This is a genomic window from Rhizorhapis sp. SPR117, from assembly GCF_021742065.1.
The window spans coordinates 1-18,948 of record NZ_JAKKIE010000062.1 but is presented as its reverse complement, the minus strand read 5'-3'; the positions used below and the strand labels follow the sequence as shown (position 1 = coordinate 18,948).

Below are 18,948 nucleotides of genomic sequence, written 5' to 3'. Positions count from 1 at the left end.
TCTGAGGCTTTTTGTTCAATCCAACTGGTACAGTTTTACACCGGAATCTTGCACAATTTTACCCCGACGTTGACATCTTCGGCACCGCCCCGGGAAACAGGAATTCGCCGGTACTGGTGACAATCATTCGCCGGGCGATTGCTGCAGCCTGCTTCGAGAGCGGCACAAAGTGCTCTCGTCCCATCTTCATCCGTTCAGCGGGTATCCGCCAGATCGGTGCTTTGCCGTCTAGGTCTTCAAACTCCGATCTCACAGCGAACCGAAGCTCCTTGGTCCTGACCCAAGTCAGGAGCGCAAACGTAACCGCGTCGCGTGTGATTGAAGACCGCCGGTCTCCCTCCTCTTCATACCTTTGGAGCTTCAGCAAAAACTGAGGCAACTCGGTCAACGGCAGCCGGCTCATATGCTTGACGCGCGGACGAGGCTTCAAGGCGCCCCGCAGGTGGGTAGTTGGATCTGAAGACACCAATCCACAAGCGATCGCGAATTGGAAAATCTGCCCGACACCCTGCTTGGCCCGGCGGCTGATATCCAGGGCTCCTCGCGCCTCAATCTTGCGGATCATCTCAAGCACGTCTGGCGGAGTGATCTCATGCATCATCTTGCTCCCCAAGGCCGGGAACACGTCTCGCTCAAGCCGTGACCAAACACGCTGAGAATGGGCCGCATCCAGGCTTGATTCGCGGTTCTCATGCCAGCGTTGAGCAACGGACAAGAATGTAGCCGCGCCCTCAGGCATCATGTCCGCCTTATTGGCCATCGGATCCTTGCCCTGGGCGAGCAACTGTTTGGCCGCACAGCGTTTCTCGCGCGCAGCGGATATCCCCAGATCGGGGTAGGCGCCGAACGACAGCAGCTTCTCCTTGCCGCCAAAGCGGTACTTCATACGCCAAAGCTTGGAGCCGTTTGGCTGCACCAGGAGGAACAATCCCTCACTGTCGGCCAGCTTGTAGGCACGGTCTTTTGGCTTAGCGTTTTTGGCTTCCAACTCTTTGAGAGGCATTGGGGGTATCGCTCCATTTGCGGACCCCGAGAAAATACCCCCAAAATACCCCCACACCAAATCTGGCTGCATGCGGAAGCGCTCGGCGGGACATGGACGCGAATCACCCGCAACCCCAAGTAAATCTGCGGTTTTCTGGAAGAATCCGGAAGTCTGTGGAAGCTTCCGGAAAAGGGGATGGTAGCGGAGGAGGGACTTGAACCCCCGACACGCGGATTATGATTCCGCTGCTCTAACCAGCTGAGCTACTCCGCCACGGATGCCGAATTGCACGGTAGTGCGGGGCCTATACGCACCCTCCTGACGGTGGTCAACCATATCAAACTGCTATTTCTGCACAAGATGGGCTTGCTTGACCCCGCATATATCGTTCATGAGCGCTGGGAACAGGAAATACGCAGCTTTGGTGGGGATTATATGTCGTCTTTTGATGTCCTGATCGTAGGGGCCGGCCATGCAGGCGCGCAGGCGGCGTTGTTGCTGCGCCAGATGAAATTCGAAGGCAGCATCGGCCTTTTGGGCGATGAACGCGAACTCCCCTACGAACGCCCGCCCCTTTCCAAGGAATATATGGCTGGCGAAAAACCATTCGAACGCATCTTGATTCGTCCCGAACATTTCTGGACAGAACGCAACGTCGATATGCTGTTGGGCAAACGCGTTACGAAGGTTGACCCTGCAGGCCATAAGGTGACGATCGCCGATGATAGCGAAATCGGCTATGGCAAGCTTATCTGGGCAACAGGTGGCACGCCGCGCATGCTTTCCTGCCCTGGTAGCGATGCCGAACGCGTTTTTGCGGTACGACGCCGCGATGATGTCGATGCGATTATGAGCATTCTGCCTGAAGTCGAGCATGTCGCCGTCATTGGTGGTGGTTATATCGGCCTGGAGGCTGCGGCGGTCCTGACCAAGCTGGGCAAGAAGGTGACGGTATTGGAAGCGCTGGACCGGGTTCTGGCGCGCGTAGCAGGTGAACCGCTGTCGCGTTTTTATGAAGCCGAACATCGCGCCCATGGCGTCGATCTGCGCACCGGCGCGATGGTGGAGGCTTTGGAAAAAACTGGCGACCGGGTGTCCGCTGTACTGCTGGCCGATGGAGAGCGCATTGCGACCGACATGGTGATCGTGGGCATCGGCATCATCCCTGAAACGGGTCCGCTGCTCGCAGCCGGGGCCAGTGGCGGCAACGGCGTTGACGTCGATGCGTTTTGCCGCACCAGCCTGCCTGACATTTATGCTGTTGGCGATTGCGCCGCGCATTCCAATGCCTTTGCCGGGGGTGCGCAGATTCGGCTCGAATCGGTACAGAACGCCAATGATCAGGCAAAGGTGGCGGTGTCCGACATATTGGGACAGTCCGCCGAATATCACGCCGTCCCCTGGTTCTGGTCCAATCAATATGATCTGCGGTTGCAGACCGTCGGCCTGTCAGGTGGTCATGACAAGGTGATTGTCCGTGGCGATCCTGCCACGCGCAGTTTTTCTGTCATTTACCTGAAGGGCGGCAAGGTTCTGGCACTCGATTGCGTCAACGCGACCAAGGATTATGTCCAGGGTCGGGCACATGTGCTCTCCGGTGCTGCACTCGAGCAGGCGCAACTGGCCGATGCGACGATTCCGCTCAAGGAAGTAGGGCTGGCCTGAAGTCCGCCCCCCGACTTTGCGGAGGGGCCCTGCATCTTCTTGGAGCGGGCAGCGTGAAATCTGAATCACACCGCCCGCTCTAAGTTTTTATTGTCGCATCGCTTACTACGGAAAACCGGTTCCCACTTTTCCGCACGATGCTCTAGCCCTTGGGATGGCTGTTGACCCATTCCAGGACCGGTTCCGGTTTGGTTTCGCCATAGGGGTCGGCATCACTGCCAACGTCATTTATGCCGGGTTCTTCGAACCACGCCGTGATCTTGCCGTCATCCACGACCATGGCATAGCGCCAGCTGCGATCGCCAAAGCCCAGATGGTCCTTCTTGATCAACATGCCCATGCGGCGCGTGAAATCGCCTGAACCATCGGGAAGCAGCTTCACTTTGCTGATGCCCAGATGCTTGCCCCACTGGTACATGACAAAAGCATCATTGACCGAAATACAATACACCTCATCGACGCCGGCAGCCTTGAATTCATCATAGAAACGTTCAAATGCCGGACACTGTTCGGTCGAACAGGTTGGCGTGAAAGCACCTGGCAGCGAAAAAACGACAACGCGCCGGCCACGGAACAGATCGCCAGTGCGAACATCCTGCCAGCGGAACGGATTTTCACCGCCGACGCTTTCGTCGCGCACGCGGGTTTTCAAAACAACATCGGGGACCTGGCGTCCAAGCATGATTTACTCCTTTGGTTACTAATGGTTATTAACTGTGCGGTTCGAGCAACGTTCCGCCGCTACAACGCCTATCAACAGGAAAAAGAGCCGGGTCCGCCAACCGTTATAAATGGCCATACTTATCGATAAAATCGATTAATCAAGTACATTATCTGCAAAACTTTCGCGAGTTTCAATCTTCGCACTGGCTTCATCCCCTTTGCCTTCTGGGGCGTAACATCCTATCTCACCTGCATGCCGATGAAGGACCCACCTGCTCTGGACGCGATGCCGCTGGGCGAGATCATGTCTCTTCTGGCTGCGCAAAAGCTGCCGCCTGTCGATCAGTGGAATCCCCAACATTGCGGCGATAGCGAGATGCGAATAAGCCGCGACGGCACATGGTTCCATCAAGGTTCGCCAATCGGTCGCGCAGCCATGGTGCGCCTGTTTTCGACGATATTGCGGCGGGAGCCGGACGGGCGGCATGTATTGGTTACCCCCGTCGAAAAACTGGACATCGATGTCGAGGACGCCCCCTTTCTGGCGATAGAATTGCGAAGCGAAGGCAAAGGGCGGGATCGTCGCCTTGCTTTCCGCCTGAATACTGACGATCTGGTCGTCGCTGACAACGAGCATGCGATCTGCATGGAAGATCGTGGTCATGGCGTGCATCCATATCTGCATGTGCGCGGAGGTCTGGACGCACTGATTGCTCGTCCGGTTTATTATGAGCTCGCCAATATGGCGCTTGATGACGGTGAAGCGCCGTTCGGGCTATGGAGCGATGGCGCTTTTTTCTCCATGGACGCCACAGAATGACCCTGACCGCACGGTTGCGAGAGGCATTTCTGAAGGGGCATGAAAACGATGTGACCTTGACAAGTTCCGATTCGACCGATCCACGACTGATATCTGACATGGTGCTTGCCCCGGCGGCTGTGTTGATCGCTGTGACGGACCGCTCTGAACCCGGCCTGATTCTGACCCAACGCACCGCACATCTGCGCAAACACGCCGGGCAAATCGCTTTTCCGGGCGGACGTGTCGATGAAACCGACGCCGATGAAATTGACGCCGCGCTGCGGGAGGCGGAAGAAGAAATCGCCCTGCCCCGCGCTCAGGTCGAAATTATCGGCGTTTCGGATCGGTATAAAACTTTCACGGGTTTCGACGTTGCACCTGTACTGGGTGTCGTGCCGCCCAATCTGCCGCTTGTTCCGCATGTGCATGAAGTCGCCGACTGGTTTGAAATGCCGCTGGAATATGCGCTTGATCCTGAAAAGCAGGTCAAACGCTGGATCGATTTTCAAGGAGCGCAGCGCCCCTATTACGAGATCATCTGGAATGACCGGCGAATCTGGGGGGTGACGGCCGCCATCCTGGTCAATCTGCGCAAGAGGCTGGGCTGGTGAGCGTGAAGTTGCCGGACACGGAATGGCGTCACCACCCTGGCCTTGACCGCTTGCTGGCGGTATTGGAAGCAGACAGGGACATGGCGCGCTATGTGGGCGGTGCGGTACGCGACAGCCTGCTCGGTCTGCCCGTTGCCGATGTGGATATCGCCACGCGCCATTTGCCCGAGGATGTGATGGAGCGGTTAGGGGCGGCAGGAATCAGGGCAGTGCCAACCGGAATAGATCATGGCACGGTGACGGCGGTACTCGATGGCTGGCCGGTCGAAATTACGACCTTGCGCCGCGACGTGAACACGGATGGGCGGCGCGCGACCATCGCCTATAGCGATGATTGGCGCGAGGACGCGGCCCGCCGCGATTTTACCATCAACGCCCTTTACGCCGATCCGCTGTCCGGGGAAGTCAGTGACTATTTCGGTGGATTTACCGACCTGAAGGCCCGGAACATTCGCTTTATCGGGAATGCCGCGGATCGTATCGACGAAGACCACTTGCGCATCATGCGCTATTTCCGCTTTCTCGCGCGCTTTGGAACGCCAGATCCCGATGCGGAGGCCTATCGCATCTGCGTTGCCAAGGCGCGCAGCCTGATGGCGCTGTCGCGTGAACGGATCGCCGACGAGTTGTTGAAATTGCTGGTTACCAACGATCCAGTTCCCGCGCTGCGCCTGATGATCCGGGGTGGAATTTTCGCATCGGTCCTACCGGAAATCGAATCTGCGGGAGTGGACCGGCTGGACAGCCTGATCGCGCGGGAAGTCAGCGCCACCATAGAACCGTCCTCATTGCGGCGTCTGGCTGCACTCCTGCCGCCTGACAGCCGGATCGCCGATCTGGTTGGCGCACGCCTCAAACTGTCGAACAAGGCGCGCAAGCGGCTGGCCATGGCGCATGATCCCACCTGGGCGAAGATTACCAAGGCGAGCGAACTTGCCTACCGCATTGGTCGTGAAGGCGCGATCGACCGATTATTACTTGATCCCGACCGTCCAGTGGCAGAGGCCGCAGCCTTGACCCTATGGGAAAAACCTCAACTGCCCATAAGCGGCGGCGCACTGATCAAAAAGGGACTTAGCGCGGGACCGGAAATCTCCCAAGCCCTGCAAAGGGTTGAACAGCTATGGATCGATGAAGGTTATCCAAAGGCACAGCGCGTAGACGCTATTGCCGATATGGTGGTGGCTCAACTATTGCGTGCCAACCAGAACTCATAGGCTTGCTCTGCAGGCATCGGCTCGGCGAAATGAAAACCTTGGCCATGCTCACACCCATAGCTGGCCAAGGCATGGCTGAGTTCAGCACTTTCGACGCCCTCAGCCGTAGTCGCAAGTTTCAGCGATTTGGCGAGCGACAGGATCGCGCGGACAATAGCTTTCTTGTCCTTGTCCATCAGCATTTCGGTGATGAAACTGCGGTCGATTTTCAATATGTCTATGGGCAAGCGCTGCAAACTGGCCAGGTTGGAAAAACCCGTACCGAAATCGTCCATAGCAACAGAGACATCCAGCGCCTTGAGCACGGAAAGCACCTTTCGCGCCTTTTCGGGGTCGGCGATGATCGCGCTTTCTGTCAATTCCACGGTCAGTCGCTTGCCGGAAATGCCGGAATAACGCAGCGCTTCCTCGACCACGTTTGGCACATCATCACGCGCCATCTGGATAGGCGACAGGTTGACGTTGATGCCAATGGGCAGCGGCTTGCCAAATTGCCTGTCCCATTTCGCCAGCGTTTGTGCGGCCTCATACATGGCCCAGCGGCCAAGAGGATTGATCAGGCCCGATTCCTCGGCCACGGGGATGAACTCAACGGGTGAAATACACCCCAATTCGGCATCATTCCAGCGTGCAAGTGCCTCGAAGCCGGCAATCGCCCCGCTTTTCAGATTGATCAGCGGATGAAAAGCCAGGTCGAGCTGGCCATTAGCCAACGCTTCACGCAAATTGCTTTCCATGTTGAAGCGACGCCACGCCTGCCGAAGGACGCCTGGCCGATAGATTTCCATCTTGCCGCTTTTCTTGGCAAGCTTCACCGCCACCTGCGATTGCCGAAGAATGTCCTCTGGTGTTTCAGCCTCATCCTCCGACAAGGCACAGCCAACGGCAATTTCAATACTGAGTTGCAAGTTGGACAAACGGCACGGCGGCCCCAGTGCGGAATTGACGCGCTGAACGATTTGCAGGGCATCGGAAAGCCCGTTGTTCAACCGTGCAAAAATTCCGAATTCATTGCCGCCCAGCCGACCCAATATATCACCCTGCCGCAGGCTCGATTTCAATCGCCGGGCCACCGTGATGATCAATTCGTCATCGGCAAGCGACCCAAGGGATTCGTTGATTCGGCTAAAACGGACCAGATCTATGGTCAGGATAGCATATTGAGTAATCGGCTCCAGCTCTCCATCTGTAAGTCTGGCGTCAATTTCCTCGCCAAAACCCGTACGGTTTGGCAGGCCTGTCAGACTGTCCAAAACCAACTCGCGCCGAAGATTTTTTTCCGTCTGCCGTTCATTGGTACGGTCAACGACGGTCATCAGAAGGCGCCGCGCTCCATCCGTCCCATCAGCCAAACGACCCAATGCACAGGTCCAATATTCCGTGCCCAGCGCACCATCCTTGACCACGTCGAAACTTGATGAAGGCTGACCGGAATTTGCAGCGCGAACAACTCGCGCATAACTTAGCGGATATTCGGCACCTTTGCCTGCTACCCAAGCCCTTGCCTGTTCGAGGAAACGTATGGAATAGCTGGCATTATAGGCTTCAATCTGAATTGCATCGCCGGAAATGCTCAATATGGCCGCCGGAAGCGGAATGGCCGTCAGCCAGTCCGGTGTCTCCACTGCCCCGCCATTGGCAACGGGTGTGAGCGCCGGGAAGGGCAAATCCGGACCAGAGGAATCCGTCAAAAAATCTGATGGTATCGCACCCATGAGACTAATTACGGCAAATCATGTAAATTATTGCTGAATCAGTCTAATTCTTTCTTTCTTTCCCTCGACTTATATCCTTACCGAAATGATACGCAGGGATCTGACCAGGGTCGTGCAGACGTCAATCGAAACGATTATTGCGCGGAAATCCAGTTGGCGGCATCCGGCCGGCCGCGCCGCGTGCGACACGCCATGGGGTCAGGTCCGTTTCCGTCCGCACACGTCCGCTGTCGCCGCCCATGGTCCAACTGAGACCTTCCTCCAGGCGAAAGGGAATGACGTCCGACAGCCCGCCATCACGATAGCGCTGCAACTGTACGCCTTGCCCCCGCGCCATTTCGGGTAGTTCAGCAAGCGGAAACACTACCAGTTTGCGGTTCTCTCCAATGGCCGCAACAAAATCGGCATTGGCGGGAATCATCCGTACGGTTTTCAGTGTAGTCCCGGCTTTCAGGTTGACAACCTGCCTGCCCTTGCGGGTTTCGGCGATTATGTCGTCCATGGCCGCCAGGAACCCTCTGCCATTATCGGCGGCCAGCAACAATTTTCCGCCCGGTTTGGAAGCCAGAAGCGCCACGATGTCCGATTCATTTTCCAGGTCGACCATCAGCCGCACCGGCTCACCAAAGCCGCGTCCGCCCGGCAACTTGTCCGCACCTAATGTGTAGAATCGGCCATTGCTACAGGCGAGCAGTATCTTGTCGGTCGTCTGTGCATGAAAGGCAAAGGCGGGTCCATCGCCGTCCTTGAACTTGAACTGGTCCTTTTGCGACAGGTCAGCATGCCCCTTCATCGCCCGGATCCAGCCGCGCTGCGACATGATGACGGTGACCGGCTCACGCTCGATCATCGCTTCCAGCGGGATTTCACGCGGTGGCGCGGCTTCCTCCACGCACGTGCGGCGGCGACCAAGTTCCGTCTCGGGGCCATAGCGCTCACGCAAGTTCGCCATATCCTTCTTGAGCCGCGTGCGCTGCCGTGCCGGACTTTCGATCAGCTTCACCAAGCCTTCACGCTCGGCAGCCAGTTCGTCCCGCTCGCGCCGCAGCTCCATCTCTTCCAGTCTGCGCAACGACCGTAGGCGCATGTTGAGAATAGCCTCTGCCTGTCGATCATTAAGCTGGAATTCCGCCATCATTATGGGTTTTGGTTCATCCTGCGTCCGGATAATCTCTATCACCCGATCCAGATTCAGGAAGGCGATGATATAGCCCTCAAGCAATTCCATCCGCCCGTCGATCTTGTCCAGCCGATGCTGCGACCGACGAACCAACACCTCGATCTGATGCCTCAACCAATCGGTCAGCACATCTTTCAGCGCCATGACGCGGGGCGTGCGATGTTCATCGAGCACATTCAGGTTGAGCGAGACCCGGCTTTCAAGGTCAGTCAGGCGGAACAGGCTGTCCATCAGCACGTCGGGATCGACCGTGCGGCTGCGCGGTTCCAGCACGATACGGATCTCAGCGTCGGATTCGTCCCGAATGTGGGCCAGGATCGGCAGCTTCTTGTCGTTGATCAACTGAGCGATCTGCTCGATCAATTTGCCCTTCTGCACCTGATACGGGATTTCGCTGACAACAGCGACCCAGGTGCCGCGCCCTTCGTCCTCCTTGTGCCAGCGGGATCGCACACGGAACGAACCGCGTCCGGTGGCATAGGCCTCCCGAATGGCGGCCGCGCTATCCACCACGATGCCGCCGGTCGCAAAATCGGGACCCTGCACCAGCTCCATAACCTGTTCATGGCTTGCCTCGGGCTGTTCGATCAGCAACATCGCGGCGTCGATAATCTCGGCAACATTGTGCGAGGGGATATTGGTCGCCATCCCCACGGCAATCCCGCTTGCGCCGTTGGCGAGCAGATTGGGGAAGAGGCCCGGCATGATCTCCGGCTCTTCATCTTCGCCATTATAGGTGGGACGAAATTCGACCGTGCCTTCGTCCAGCCCAGCCATAAGGTCGATCGCAACCTGCGTCAGCCGTGCCTCGGTATAGCGGTAAGCGGCGGCGTTATCGCCGTCGATATTGCCGAAATTGCCCTGCCCGTCGACCAGCGGATAACGTAACGAAAAGCTCTGCGCCAAACGGACCATCGCGTCATAGACGGAGGCATCGCCGTGCGGGTGATATTTACCGATGACATCGCCCACCACGCGGGCGCATTTCTTGTACCCGCTCGCCGGATCGAGTTTCAACAGCCGCATCGCCCAGAGCAGCCGGCGATGCACCGGCTTCAACCCGTCGCGCAGGTCTGGCAGCGACCGGGCGGTGATCGTGGAAAGCGCGTAAACCAGATAACGTTCTGAAAGCGCGGCATCGAAAGGGTGATCGACAATCTGGTCGAAAGGGTCTGAAAATTCACTCATCACCCGCCCGGATAGCAGCCGCGTTCCGGCTTGGCGAGAGGGTAGAATCATCTGTCCTACCCGATCGTCCAATAGCCCAAAGCTTCAGCCCCAACATCCCATTCGGGAGAAAGAGCAAAGCACCCTTGCCATTTTGCAGCGCAGCATCCACATTGGGCTCGTGACAGATCAGGCAGACCATATACTCGCCGCGCCGCCACAAAACCTGCTCGATGGCGCGTCCCTTTTCCTCGATTTCGACGGGACGCTGGTGGAACTCGCCGACCGGCCCGAAAATGTGTCGGTAAGCGATAATTTACACCAGCTTCTCCATGACGTGCGGCAGATGCTGGAGGGGCGCCTCGCCATTGTCAGCGGTCGATCGGTCGCCACATTGCGCAGGGAGTTCGGACTTGGCGATTTTCTGCTTTCGGGTAGCCATGGCCTGGAGCACGCCTCACCCGATCAGCCTGTGCAAGCCCCTCCCAGACCAAGTGAGATAGAGCTTGTTCTAGACAGGTTGAGCGCTTTTGCATCTGGCAAGACCGGGCTGCTGGTTGAAGAAAAAAGTCTGGGCGCAGCCCTGCACTTCCGCCTCGCGCCCGAACGCGAAGCGGAATGCCTGGAATTGTGCAGGCAATTGGCCCGCGAAACCGGACTGTATCTCCAATATGGTAAAATGCTTTTCGAACTGCGTCCCGGCAGTGGCGGCAAGGGCAGCGCGGTCGTGCATTTGCTCGAACAAACAGAACTTGGCACAGGCCGCCCCGTTTTCATTGGCGATGATATTACCGATGAAGCTGGTTTTATCGCCACGGCACAACAAGGCGGCAGCGGCATATTGGTCGGCCCCCACCGTCAAACAGCAGCGCATTACCGCTTGATGGATGTAACGGCAGTACATGTCTGGCTGTCACAATATTGCGCGCAGAATATTACCGGCAACCGGATATCGGAGGGAGATAGATGACGAAACGGACGCTGGACCTGTGGCCGATCGGCAATTGCCAGACATCGGCCCTGATCGACCGGGCCGGACGTATGATCTGGGCGTGCCTGCCGCGCGTTGATGGCGATCCAATCTTTTCCGCCTTGTTGACCGACGACGATTTTGCCGATCCGGAGGCGCGCGGTTACTGGTCGATTGAATTGGAAGATGTGGCCAGCGTCACTCAGGAATATATCCGCAACACGCCGATCCTGCGCACGCGCCAGACCGATATGCATGGCAATATCGTCGAAATGCTCGATTTCTGTCCCCGTTTCAAACAAAAGGGCCGTATTTATCGCCCGGTTGCCTTTGCCCGTATCGTGCGCCCCATCGCCGGATCGCCGCGCATTCGCATCCGTCTGCGCCCCTGCTCCGATTGGGGAGAGGAAAAAGTCGAAGTCCGCTATGGCTCCAATCATATCCGCATTCCGCATTCTGCCATGCCGATGCGGCTGTCGACCGATGCGCCTATTGGCCTGATTTCTCAGGAAAGCCCGTTCCGGCTGGAGCGCGACATGCATTTCTTCCTTGGTCCGGACGAAAGCTTTTCGGACACGCTGCGCCCGGCGGTGGAGCGGATGCTGGACGATACCATCGCAGAATGGCAACATTGGGTGCGCGGCCTTGCCACTCCACCCGAATGGCAGGACGTGGTCATCCGCTGCGCTATCACATTGAAACTATGCCAGTATGAAGAAACCGGCGCCATTGTCGCCGCGCTTACCACATCGATCCCCGAACATGCCGATAGCGGCCGCAACTGGGACTACCGCTATTGCTGGCTGCGCGACGCCTATTACACGGTGGAAGCGCTGAACCGGCTAGGGGCGCTGGATGTATTGGAGGGCTATCTCGCCTATCTGCGCAATATCGTGGACGGCGCTCGCGATACAGATAGCGGCGGACATATCCAGCCGCTTTATGATGTACGCGGCAATCCGCGCCTCGATGAACGAGAGGCGAAGGCGTTGCCCGGCTATCGCGGCATGGGTCCGGTGCGCGTCGGCAATCAGGCTTATGAGCAGATCCAGCACGATGCCTATGGGCAGGTCGTTCTCTCGTCCGTTCAGTCCTATATCGACCAACGTTTGTACCGCATGAGCGGACAGGAGGATTTCATCGCGCTGGAGGAAGTGGGCGAGCGCGCATGGAATGTTTATGACAAGGCGGATGCGGGCCTGTGGGAATTGCGGACCCGCGCCCGTGTTCACACCTATAGCGCAGTCATGTGCTGGGCCGCTTGCGACAGGTTGGCTCACGCTGCTCGCGCCCTGGGACTCTATGATCGTGAAGCTCATTGGGGTGAACGCGCCATCACGATGAAACGCAAGATTTTAAGCAAAGCCTGGCGACCCGACAGCGCCACGCTTTCTGCTGAATTTGAAGGCGATACTGCCGACGCCAGCTTGCTTCAGCTTCTCGACCTGCGTTTCATGAACGCCGACGATCCCCAGTTTCTGGGTACGCTTAATGCGATTGAACGAGAGTTGCGGCGTGGGTCGTCCATGTTGCGCTACAGTGCGCCTGACGATTTCGGCGAGCCGGTGACAGCGTTCAATATATGCACCTTTTGGCTCATTGAGGCGTTGTACCTGACTGGAAGAAAAGAAGAAGCGCGTGATCTGTTCAACGAAATGCTCGATCGCCGCACCGCCGCCGGTCTGCTATCGGAGGACATTGACACCGTTACCGGCGAATTGTGGGGCAACTACCCGCAAACCTATTCGCTGGTCGGAATCATCAACTGCGCCGTCCTGTTGAGCAAGCCATGGAGTGAATGTCGATGAGCCGTCTGATCGTCATATCGAACCGGGTCCGCCGCCCTGGCAGCGGCGCGGCACAAGGGGGACTTGCCGTCGCTTTATCGTCGGCCCTGCGCGAAAGCCGGGGAATTTGGGTGGGTTGGTCGGGAGAGAGTACGGATCGGTTCACAGGACAAATCGCATTTGCCGATGATGAAGGCGTCAAAACCGCCACGATCGACCTGGAAGAACAGGATATCGACGAATATTATAACGGCTATGCGAACCGGACACTCTGGCCGCTTTTCCACTTCCGCATTGACCTTGCCGAATATGACCGGACGTTCGAGGGCGGGTATAACCGGGTCAACGAACGTTTTGCCGACACGGCCTCACCCTTGATCGACAAGGATGACGTGGTTTGGATACATGATTATCATCTGATCCCGCTGGGACAGATGTTGCGCCACCGGGGCCTGAAAAACCGGATGGGATTTTTCCTGCATATCCCTTGGCCACCGACACGGCTGCTCGTCTCGCTTCCCCACCACAGACAACTGGTCGAAACGCTATTTGCCTATGATGTCGTGGGATTCCAGACCGAGGAATGGCTGGAATCCTTCCGTCATTATGTCGAAAAGGAAATGGGCGGAACCATCGAAGGCGACAATTGCACTGTCGGAGACCGAACGATCAAGGCCGTCGCCTGCCCCATTGGCATCGATTTTACCGAATTTTGTGCCGCCGGAAAAAACGAAAGTGCCACGCTGATGCAGCGTCAGATGCGCGCATCGCTCCAGGATCGCAACCTTATCGTGGGTGTTGACCGGCTCGATTACAGCAAGGGGCTGGAGGAACGCTTTGCCGGCTATGAGCGATTCCTGAAGGACAATCCGTCCTATCATCGACAAGTCGTATTCGTGCAGATCGCCCCGCCGTCGCGCGAGGACGTGGAAAATTACCGCGAAATCCGGGCCAAGCTCGATTCCCTCACCGGACGGATCAATGGCGAGTTCAGCGATGTCGACTGGACGCCCATTCGCTATGTGAATCAGGGCTATGCCCGCGACCGCCTGTGGGGCATTTACCGCGCCGCTCGTATCGGACTGGTGACGCCGCTACGCGATGGCATGAATCTGGTCGCCAAGGAATATGTGACAGCCCAGGATCCGGAAGACCCAGGCGTCCTGATCCTGTCCCGTTTCGCCGGCGCCGCGCTGCAACTGCCCGAAGCTCTGCTCATCAATCCCTATTCCTCGGAGGAAGTCTCCGAGGCCATATTGCGCGCGTTGCAAATGCCGCTGGATGAACGCAAGAGCCGTTGGGCAGCCATGATCGACAATATCGGTCGGGAAGACGTCGCATGGTGGCGCGAACGGTTCGTGGCGCTGCTGGCGCCTCCGCAGGCTCCGTCACGACCAATCGAACAGCAGCCGCGACTGATGACGGCGAAATAGTAGCTTTGCCACTTGCATTGCACCACCCCGCGCTTTCGTATATGGGCGGCCTCAAGCAGCCCCGGCCCGCGCTGATCACTTTGGATTCGCGTAGCCGGGGCGTATTATTTTATTGCATGAACAACGAGTAGGCACCCGTCATGGCCCGTCGCCGCCAAATCTATGAAGGCAAAGCCAAAATCCTTTATGAGGGACCTGAACCCGGTACGCTGATCCAATATTTCAAGGATGATGCGACCGCCTTCAATGCCCAGAAAAAGGGTACGATCAGCGGCAAGGGCGTGCTCAACAACCGCATTTCCGAACATGTATTTACGCTGCTGGGCCAGATCGGCATACCCACCCACTTCATCCGCCGCCTTAACATGCGCGAACAACTGGTGCGGCAGGTGGAGATCGTTCCCATCGAAGTCGTCATCCGCAATGTTGCGGCTGGATCGCTTTCCAAGCGGTTGGGCATTGAAGAGGGGCAGCAGCTTCCCCGCACGCTGATCGAATATTATTACAAGGACGACGCGCTGGGCGACCCACTGATCACCGAAGAGCATATCGCCTGTTTCGGCTGGGCCAGTCAGGAAGAAATGCACGATATTGCCGACATGGCGATCCGCGTGAACGATTTCATGTCCGGTATGTTCGCGGCAATCGGTATCCGCCTGGTTGATTTCAAACTGGAATTCGGGCGCCTGTGGGAAAATGACTATAGCCGGGTCATTCTGGCCGATGAGATCAGCCCCGACGGCTGCCGCCTTTGGGACATGACCACGGGCGAAAAGCTGGACAAGGACCGCTTTCGTCAGGATCTCGGCGGCGAAGTCGAAGCCTATCAGGAAGTCGCGCGCCGCTTGGGCCTGTTGCCTGAAGGTGCGGATACGGCGGTTCTGGACCTTGATTCACACCGCAAGAAGCGCGGCATATAAGAGGTTAAGCCTTGCCCCATGCCGCCGCCCGGCATAGGGAGACGGCGAACAGACAATTTCAGGGAATCGGCCAACATGAAAACCCGCATTTTCGTGACTTTGAAGGGCGGCGTGCTCGATCCGCAGGGCAAGGCGATCCACCACGCGCTTGAGGGACTGGGCTTTTCCGGCGTGAATGACGTGCGCGCGGGCAAGCTGATCGAACTGGATCTGGCCGATGGCACCAGCGATGACGACATCGACGCCATGTGCAAGAAGCTGCTCGCCAACACGGTCATCGAAAACTACCGCATCGAGAAAGTGACGGCCTGATGAAAAGCGCGGTCATCGTCTTTCCCGGTTCCAATTGCGACCGCGATCTGGCGGTGGCCTTCAGCCAGATTTCGGGGCGCGAGACGCACATGGTCTGGCATGGCGATCATGAACTGCCCGGTGGCATCGACGTGATCGGCGTACCGGGCGGCTTTTCCTATGGCGACTATCTGCGATCCGGCGCGATGGCGGCACGTTCGCCGATCATGCAGGCTGTAGTGAAAGCGGCGGCGCGCGGCGTCACCGTGATCGGCATCTGCAATGGCTTTCAGGTGCTGACCGAGGCGGGCCTGCTCCCCGGCGCTTTGATGCGCAATAGCGGAATCAGGTTTGTATGCCGCGATGTCGCACTGACCGTCGAAAACAGCCAAAGTGTCTTCACCAATTGTTACGAAGCTGGCGAATGCGTCATCTTTCCTGTCGCCCATCATGACGGCAATTACTTCGCTGACGACGCAACGCTCGACCGGCTGGAAGGCGAAGGCCGTGTGGCCTTTCGCTATGCCGAACAGGTCAATGGCTCGGCACGTGACATCGCGGGCATTCTCAATGGCGCCGGCAACGTCCTTGGCATGATGCCGCATCCCGAGCGTGTCATAGAAGCCGCCCATGGCGGCACCGACGGACGCCGATTGTTCGAAGGGCTGTTTGCGAGCGTCCTGGCGTGACCATCGCGGGCGGATGCCTGTGCGGCGCGGTGCGCTTCACGGTGGATGCGGAAAAACCCATGGCGGTCCGGACCTGCTGGTGCCGCCTGTGCCAATATCTGGGCGCAGGCACGGCAACGGTCAACGCCTGTTTTCCGGCCGAAGCGTTAAGCGTAAGGGGCGCGGTACGCTGGCATGCGAATACGGCGGATAGCGGCAACTCCATGCAACGCGGCTTTTGTCCGCAATGCGGCACGCCACTGTTCAGCAATGCCGAAAGTCGGCCGCACCTGACTTTCATCCGAGCAGGCGCCTTGGACAATCCCAATCTCGCCGCGCCGGAAGCAACCATCTGGACGAGCCAGGCACCGGAATGGGCCTGCATCAATCCGGATCTACCCAGCCTGGAAGCGCAGCCTCCACCTGTCGCGTGATTATTCGGCAGGCGTCCTCGCCGCCTGCCGCAACATCACGGTACGTTGCCGCAATCGGCCAACATGATAATAAAGTACCAGCAGCGTCGGGATAAACATCGTATTCAGCAGATCATGGCGCGAGGCGATCCAATTATTCTCGATACTGCCCGCCTTCTGATTCATGTCAATAATTTCGTTCGCCAATTCGACCACGAACACCATCAGCCAAGGCCTCCAGTCGTGCAGCGGCCGCCGTGTCACCCATGCGAAAAGCAGCAACAGCGCAACGCCAACATGGATGTGGATGGCATCGGCCGATAAACCAAGACTATGCTCGAACCCCGATTTTATGGGTCCCCACATATCGGCAATCTTCGTAAGAATCATAATTCAGACTTTCGTCCTGAAGGGTGTAAAGTTCGTGCCCATATCATAGACATCGACACCCTCCCGGCGCTTCAATGCACCCACCACTGCATAGGTGACGGGCGTCAAGATTGCTTCCCAGCTGGTCTTCAGGACGAACTGGCTCAACATGACCAGCAAAATCTGGTCGGTCGGCCAGCCCTGCGCACCATAAAAGGCGAGCGGGTAGAAGATCAGGCTGTCGAAACCCTGCCCCACAACGGTCGAACCGATGGTTCGGGTCCATAAATATCTGCCGTTGGTCCAGATTTTCATCCGGGCCATCACGAAGCTGTTGGTAAATTCGCCCACCCAGAAAGCGATGACGGAGGCGAACACGATACGCGGCACCTGCCCGAACACGGCTTCATAGGCTGCCTGCCCATCCCAATCGGATGCTGGCGGCAGGGCGACGACGACAAAACTCATGAACGCCATGAACAGCGTCGCGGCAAAGCCGACCCAGATGCATCGGCGCGCCCGCGCATAGCCATATACCTCTGTCAGCACATCGCCGATGATATAGCTGATCGGAAAAAACAGGATGCCCGCGCCAAAGGGCCACAGTCCGATCAGCGGCAAATCCACCACCGCCCGCTTTCCCGCGCCCAATACGTTGGATAACAGCAAAACCGTGACGAACGCCGCCATCACATAGTCATAATAGCGGAAATGCCGTCCACCAATCGCGCTTGCGTCAAGTTTCCGAAGGGGGTGCGTGGGATTTTCCGTCATGCCCCTTCAATATCCCGGTTTTCACGCTTTGCAATCCGCGCTATGCCCCGCAACGAAGCACTTCCCGTACCGGGCAGCGCACAACCGAGCGGCCCCGTAGCTCAACTGGATAGAGCACCTGCCTTCTAAGCAGGATGTTGCGTGTTCGAGTCACGCCGGGGTCACCATTCTTTGTTTTTCAATGCGTTAATATGAGTTTACACCCTAAAATATCACACAATTGTCTCACAGTTTTTTCCAGGTTTGAACGCCCTTGCGGACAGCTTGCTCATGGCAAGTCATAATGCTCTCTTCCCTCCCCTGTCGATTATCCGCATGACAAACACAAATGGGTGATAAAGTTCGCAGAGAGGGCTTTATAAAGGCCCCCTCTGCTCACGGTATCAGGCTGCTATACGTGACGGACATATGAAGGCCGATAGCCAATCATTTGCCACATTATTGACGTTCATTGTGGCCCAGTCAGAGCCCGTCTGGAGTTGAATCACCGATACGCTATCGTCTCCATCGAGGGCGGTAAGTACCAAATCCCGAACAGTTTTAGCCGTGCTGTTCAAATTTACCAGCCAGCAGGATTCAGTCATCCAGACCGCCTGCCAATTGCGCATGAGGTCGTATACGTTTTGATAATGGCGATTTTTGTGGGCATCATAGGAAATCAGATAACAAGTCATCGAAAAAATACTCCATATGGAGCCCTCCGACCTTGCACCTTGCCCACGAATTGTGGATAAGAACGTTGCTGACGCTGCATTGCCGAAGGGCTCTGTTGCAATCCACGCCAGTCTAATCCTCACTGATTGGGCTGGCGTGTTTCGTTGTCAGGTCCAGATTGCGAAACACAATCAATTGGGTTACCCCCGTAAGCCCTGATACAACAGATAGTCGCACAGATGAATCTTGATGCAAGAGGGTAAAACAAGCTCCGACGATTCGATTCGTCGTCAAAAGGACTTGCGCCACTGGCAGTTCAGATCACAATAGTGTGACAAGGCGAGGCTATCTGCGGTTTTGCGCGCTTATGATGCGCACCGCCGCAGCGAACGGGCTCTGCACAAAAATATTTTTCTACAATCGCGGGTTAACGGCATTGACTTTCAATGAAGGTTTGAATGTCCGCGCGCCATGCCTTGCGGCTAATTTTTAACCAAAAAGCTAGGGTTTGCGATGTGCCTCGAATCACGATGCCGAAATCACGCTTTCAGCCGTTCGATTCCCTCTTCTGGCTGTGATCAATGAGTTCTAGTCACCCGGAACTGTAATCCACCTCATTGATTCACGCCTCTTTGAGGAGATGAACAATGCTAGGTCGGCAGGC

Annotated in this window: 17 protein-coding genes and 2 tRNA genes; 12 read left to right on the top strand and 7 right to left on the bottom strand. The window is 57.1% G+C overall.

Annotated features, from left to right (window positions below; translation table 11 throughout):
• Positions 1–58: 58 nt before the first annotated feature.
• Positions 59–1,003, bottom strand: a complete 945-nt coding sequence (locus L3X40_RS17840; RefSeq protein WP_237366803.1) for a tyrosine-type recombinase/integrase — start codon at positions 1,001–1,003, stop codon at positions 59–61.
• 178 nt (positions 1,004–1,181) lie between these two features.
• Positions 1,182–1,258, bottom strand: a tRNA-Met gene (locus L3X40_RS17835).
• Positions 1,259–1,420: 162 nt separating this feature from the next.
• On the opposite strand from L3X40_RS17835, the gene L3X40_RS17830 reads away from it, so the two are divergent.
• Positions 1,421–2,650 carry an NAD(P)/FAD-dependent oxidoreductase gene (locus L3X40_RS17830; protein WP_237366806.1) on the top strand — a complete coding sequence of 410 codons (1,230 nt, stop codon included), beginning with the start codon at positions 1,421–1,423 and terminating at the stop codon, positions 2,648–2,650.
• A gap of 142 nt (positions 2,651–2,792) precedes the next feature.
• Here L3X40_RS17830 and L3X40_RS17825 read toward each other — a convergent pair whose 3' ends face one another.
• Positions 2,793–3,332: a peroxiredoxin gene (locus tag L3X40_RS17825; protein WP_237366802.1), complete on the bottom strand. Its 540-nt coding sequence runs from the start codon at positions 3,330–3,332 to the stop codon at positions 2,793–2,795.
• A gap of 234 nt (positions 3,333–3,566) precedes the next feature.
• Here L3X40_RS17825 and L3X40_RS17820 point away from each other — a divergent pair, with 234 nt between their 5' ends.
• Genes L3X40_RS17820 through L3X40_RS17810 form a run of 3 tightly spaced genes read left to right on the top strand, consistent with a single transcriptional unit; the run spans position 3,567 to position 5,943 of the window.
• Entirely contained in the window at positions 3,567–4,133 is a 567-nt protein-coding gene (locus tag L3X40_RS17820) for a DUF1285 domain-containing protein (protein ID WP_237366801.1), read from the top strand.
• A complete protein-coding gene (locus L3X40_RS17815) occupies positions 4,130–4,726 on the top strand; it encodes a CoA pyrophosphatase (RefSeq protein WP_237366800.1) in 597 nt (198 codons plus the stop codon). The genes L3X40_RS17820 and L3X40_RS17815 overlap by 4 nt, the downstream gene beginning before the upstream one ends.
• A complete protein-coding gene (locus L3X40_RS17810; RefSeq protein WP_237366799.1) occupies positions 4,723–5,943 on the top strand; it encodes a CCA tRNA nucleotidyltransferase in 1,221 nt (406 codons plus the stop codon). Before L3X40_RS17815 ends, L3X40_RS17810 begins: the two co-directional genes overlap by 4 nt.
• Here L3X40_RS17810 and L3X40_RS17805 read toward each other — a convergent pair.
• The gene (locus L3X40_RS17805) at positions 5,913–7,658 is read right to left on the bottom strand and encodes a putative bifunctional diguanylate cyclase/phosphodiesterase (protein WP_445177206.1); all 1,746 of its coding nucleotides are present in this window, start codon (positions 7,656–7,658) and stop codon (positions 5,913–5,915) included. The genes L3X40_RS17810 and L3X40_RS17805 overlap by 31 nt on opposite strands.
• A gap of 121 nt (positions 7,659–7,779) precedes the next feature.
• A complete protein-coding gene (gene parC / locus L3X40_RS17800; protein ID WP_237366798.1) occupies positions 7,780–10,026 on the bottom strand; it encodes a DNA topoisomerase IV subunit A in 2,247 nt (748 codons plus the stop codon).
• 160 nt (positions 10,027–10,186) lie between these two features.
• Here parC and otsB point away from each other — a divergent pair, with 160 nt between their 5' ends.
• The 7 genes from otsB to L3X40_RS17765 all read left to right on the top strand — a co-directional run bounded on the left by otsB (position 10,187) and on the right by L3X40_RS17765 (position 16,508).
• Positions 10,187–10,975, top strand: a complete 789-nt coding sequence (otsB, locus tag L3X40_RS17795; protein ID WP_237366797.1) for a trehalose-phosphatase — start codon at positions 10,187–10,189, stop codon at positions 10,973–10,975.
• The gene (locus L3X40_RS17790) at positions 10,972–12,783 is read left to right on the top strand and encodes a glycoside hydrolase family 15 protein (RefSeq protein WP_272907988.1); all 1,812 of its coding nucleotides are present in this window, start codon (positions 10,972–10,974) and stop codon (positions 12,781–12,783) included. Before otsB ends, L3X40_RS17790 begins: the two co-directional genes overlap by 4 nt.
• Positions 12,780–14,195 carry an alpha,alpha-trehalose-phosphate synthase (UDP-forming) gene (locus L3X40_RS17785; RefSeq protein WP_237366796.1) on the top strand — a complete coding sequence of 472 codons (1,416 nt, stop codon included), beginning with the start codon at positions 12,780–12,782 and terminating at the stop codon, positions 14,193–14,195. The genes L3X40_RS17790 and L3X40_RS17785 overlap by 4 nt, the downstream gene beginning before the upstream one ends.
• Before the next feature lie 140 nt (positions 14,196–14,335).
• Entirely contained in the window at positions 14,336–15,115 is a 780-nt protein-coding gene (gene purC, locus L3X40_RS17780) for a phosphoribosylaminoimidazolesuccinocarboxamide synthase (protein ID WP_237366795.1), read from the top strand.
• Between the two features lie 75 nt (positions 15,116–15,190).
• Positions 15,191–15,427 carry a phosphoribosylformylglycinamidine synthase subunit PurS gene (purS, locus tag L3X40_RS17775; RefSeq protein ID WP_237366794.1) on the top strand — a complete coding sequence of 79 codons (237 nt, stop codon included), beginning with the start codon at positions 15,191–15,193 and terminating at the stop codon, positions 15,425–15,427.
• Entirely contained in the window at positions 15,427–16,095 is a 669-nt protein-coding gene (purQ, locus tag L3X40_RS17770; protein WP_237366793.1) for a phosphoribosylformylglycinamidine synthase subunit PurQ, read from the top strand. Before purS ends, purQ begins: the two co-directional genes overlap by 1 nt.
• A complete protein-coding gene (locus L3X40_RS17765) occupies positions 16,092–16,508 on the top strand; it encodes a GFA family protein (protein WP_237366792.1) in 417 nt (138 codons plus the stop codon). Before purQ ends, L3X40_RS17765 begins: the two co-directional genes overlap by 4 nt.
• On the opposite strand, the gene L3X40_RS17760 is transcribed toward L3X40_RS17765, so the two are convergent.
• Together L3X40_RS17760 and L3X40_RS17755 are read right to left on the bottom strand one after the other, a co-directional pair.
• Positions 16,509–16,877, bottom strand: a complete 369-nt coding sequence (locus L3X40_RS17760; protein WP_237366791.1) for a hypothetical protein — start codon at positions 16,875–16,877, stop codon at positions 16,509–16,511. It lies immediately after the preceding gene.
• Positions 16,878–16,880: 3 nt separating this feature from the next.
• Positions 16,881–17,630 (bottom strand): queuosine precursor transporter, encoded by a 750-nt coding sequence (locus L3X40_RS17755; protein ID WP_237366790.1) that lies wholly within the window; start codon positions 17,628–17,630, stop codon positions 16,881–16,883.
• A 90-nt stretch (positions 17,631–17,720) separates the two neighbouring features.
• Between L3X40_RS17755 and L3X40_RS17750 the strand changes: the two genes are divergently transcribed.
• Positions 17,721–17,797 (top strand) — tRNA-Arg (locus L3X40_RS17750).
• Positions 17,798–18,948: the final 1,151 nt, after the last annotated feature.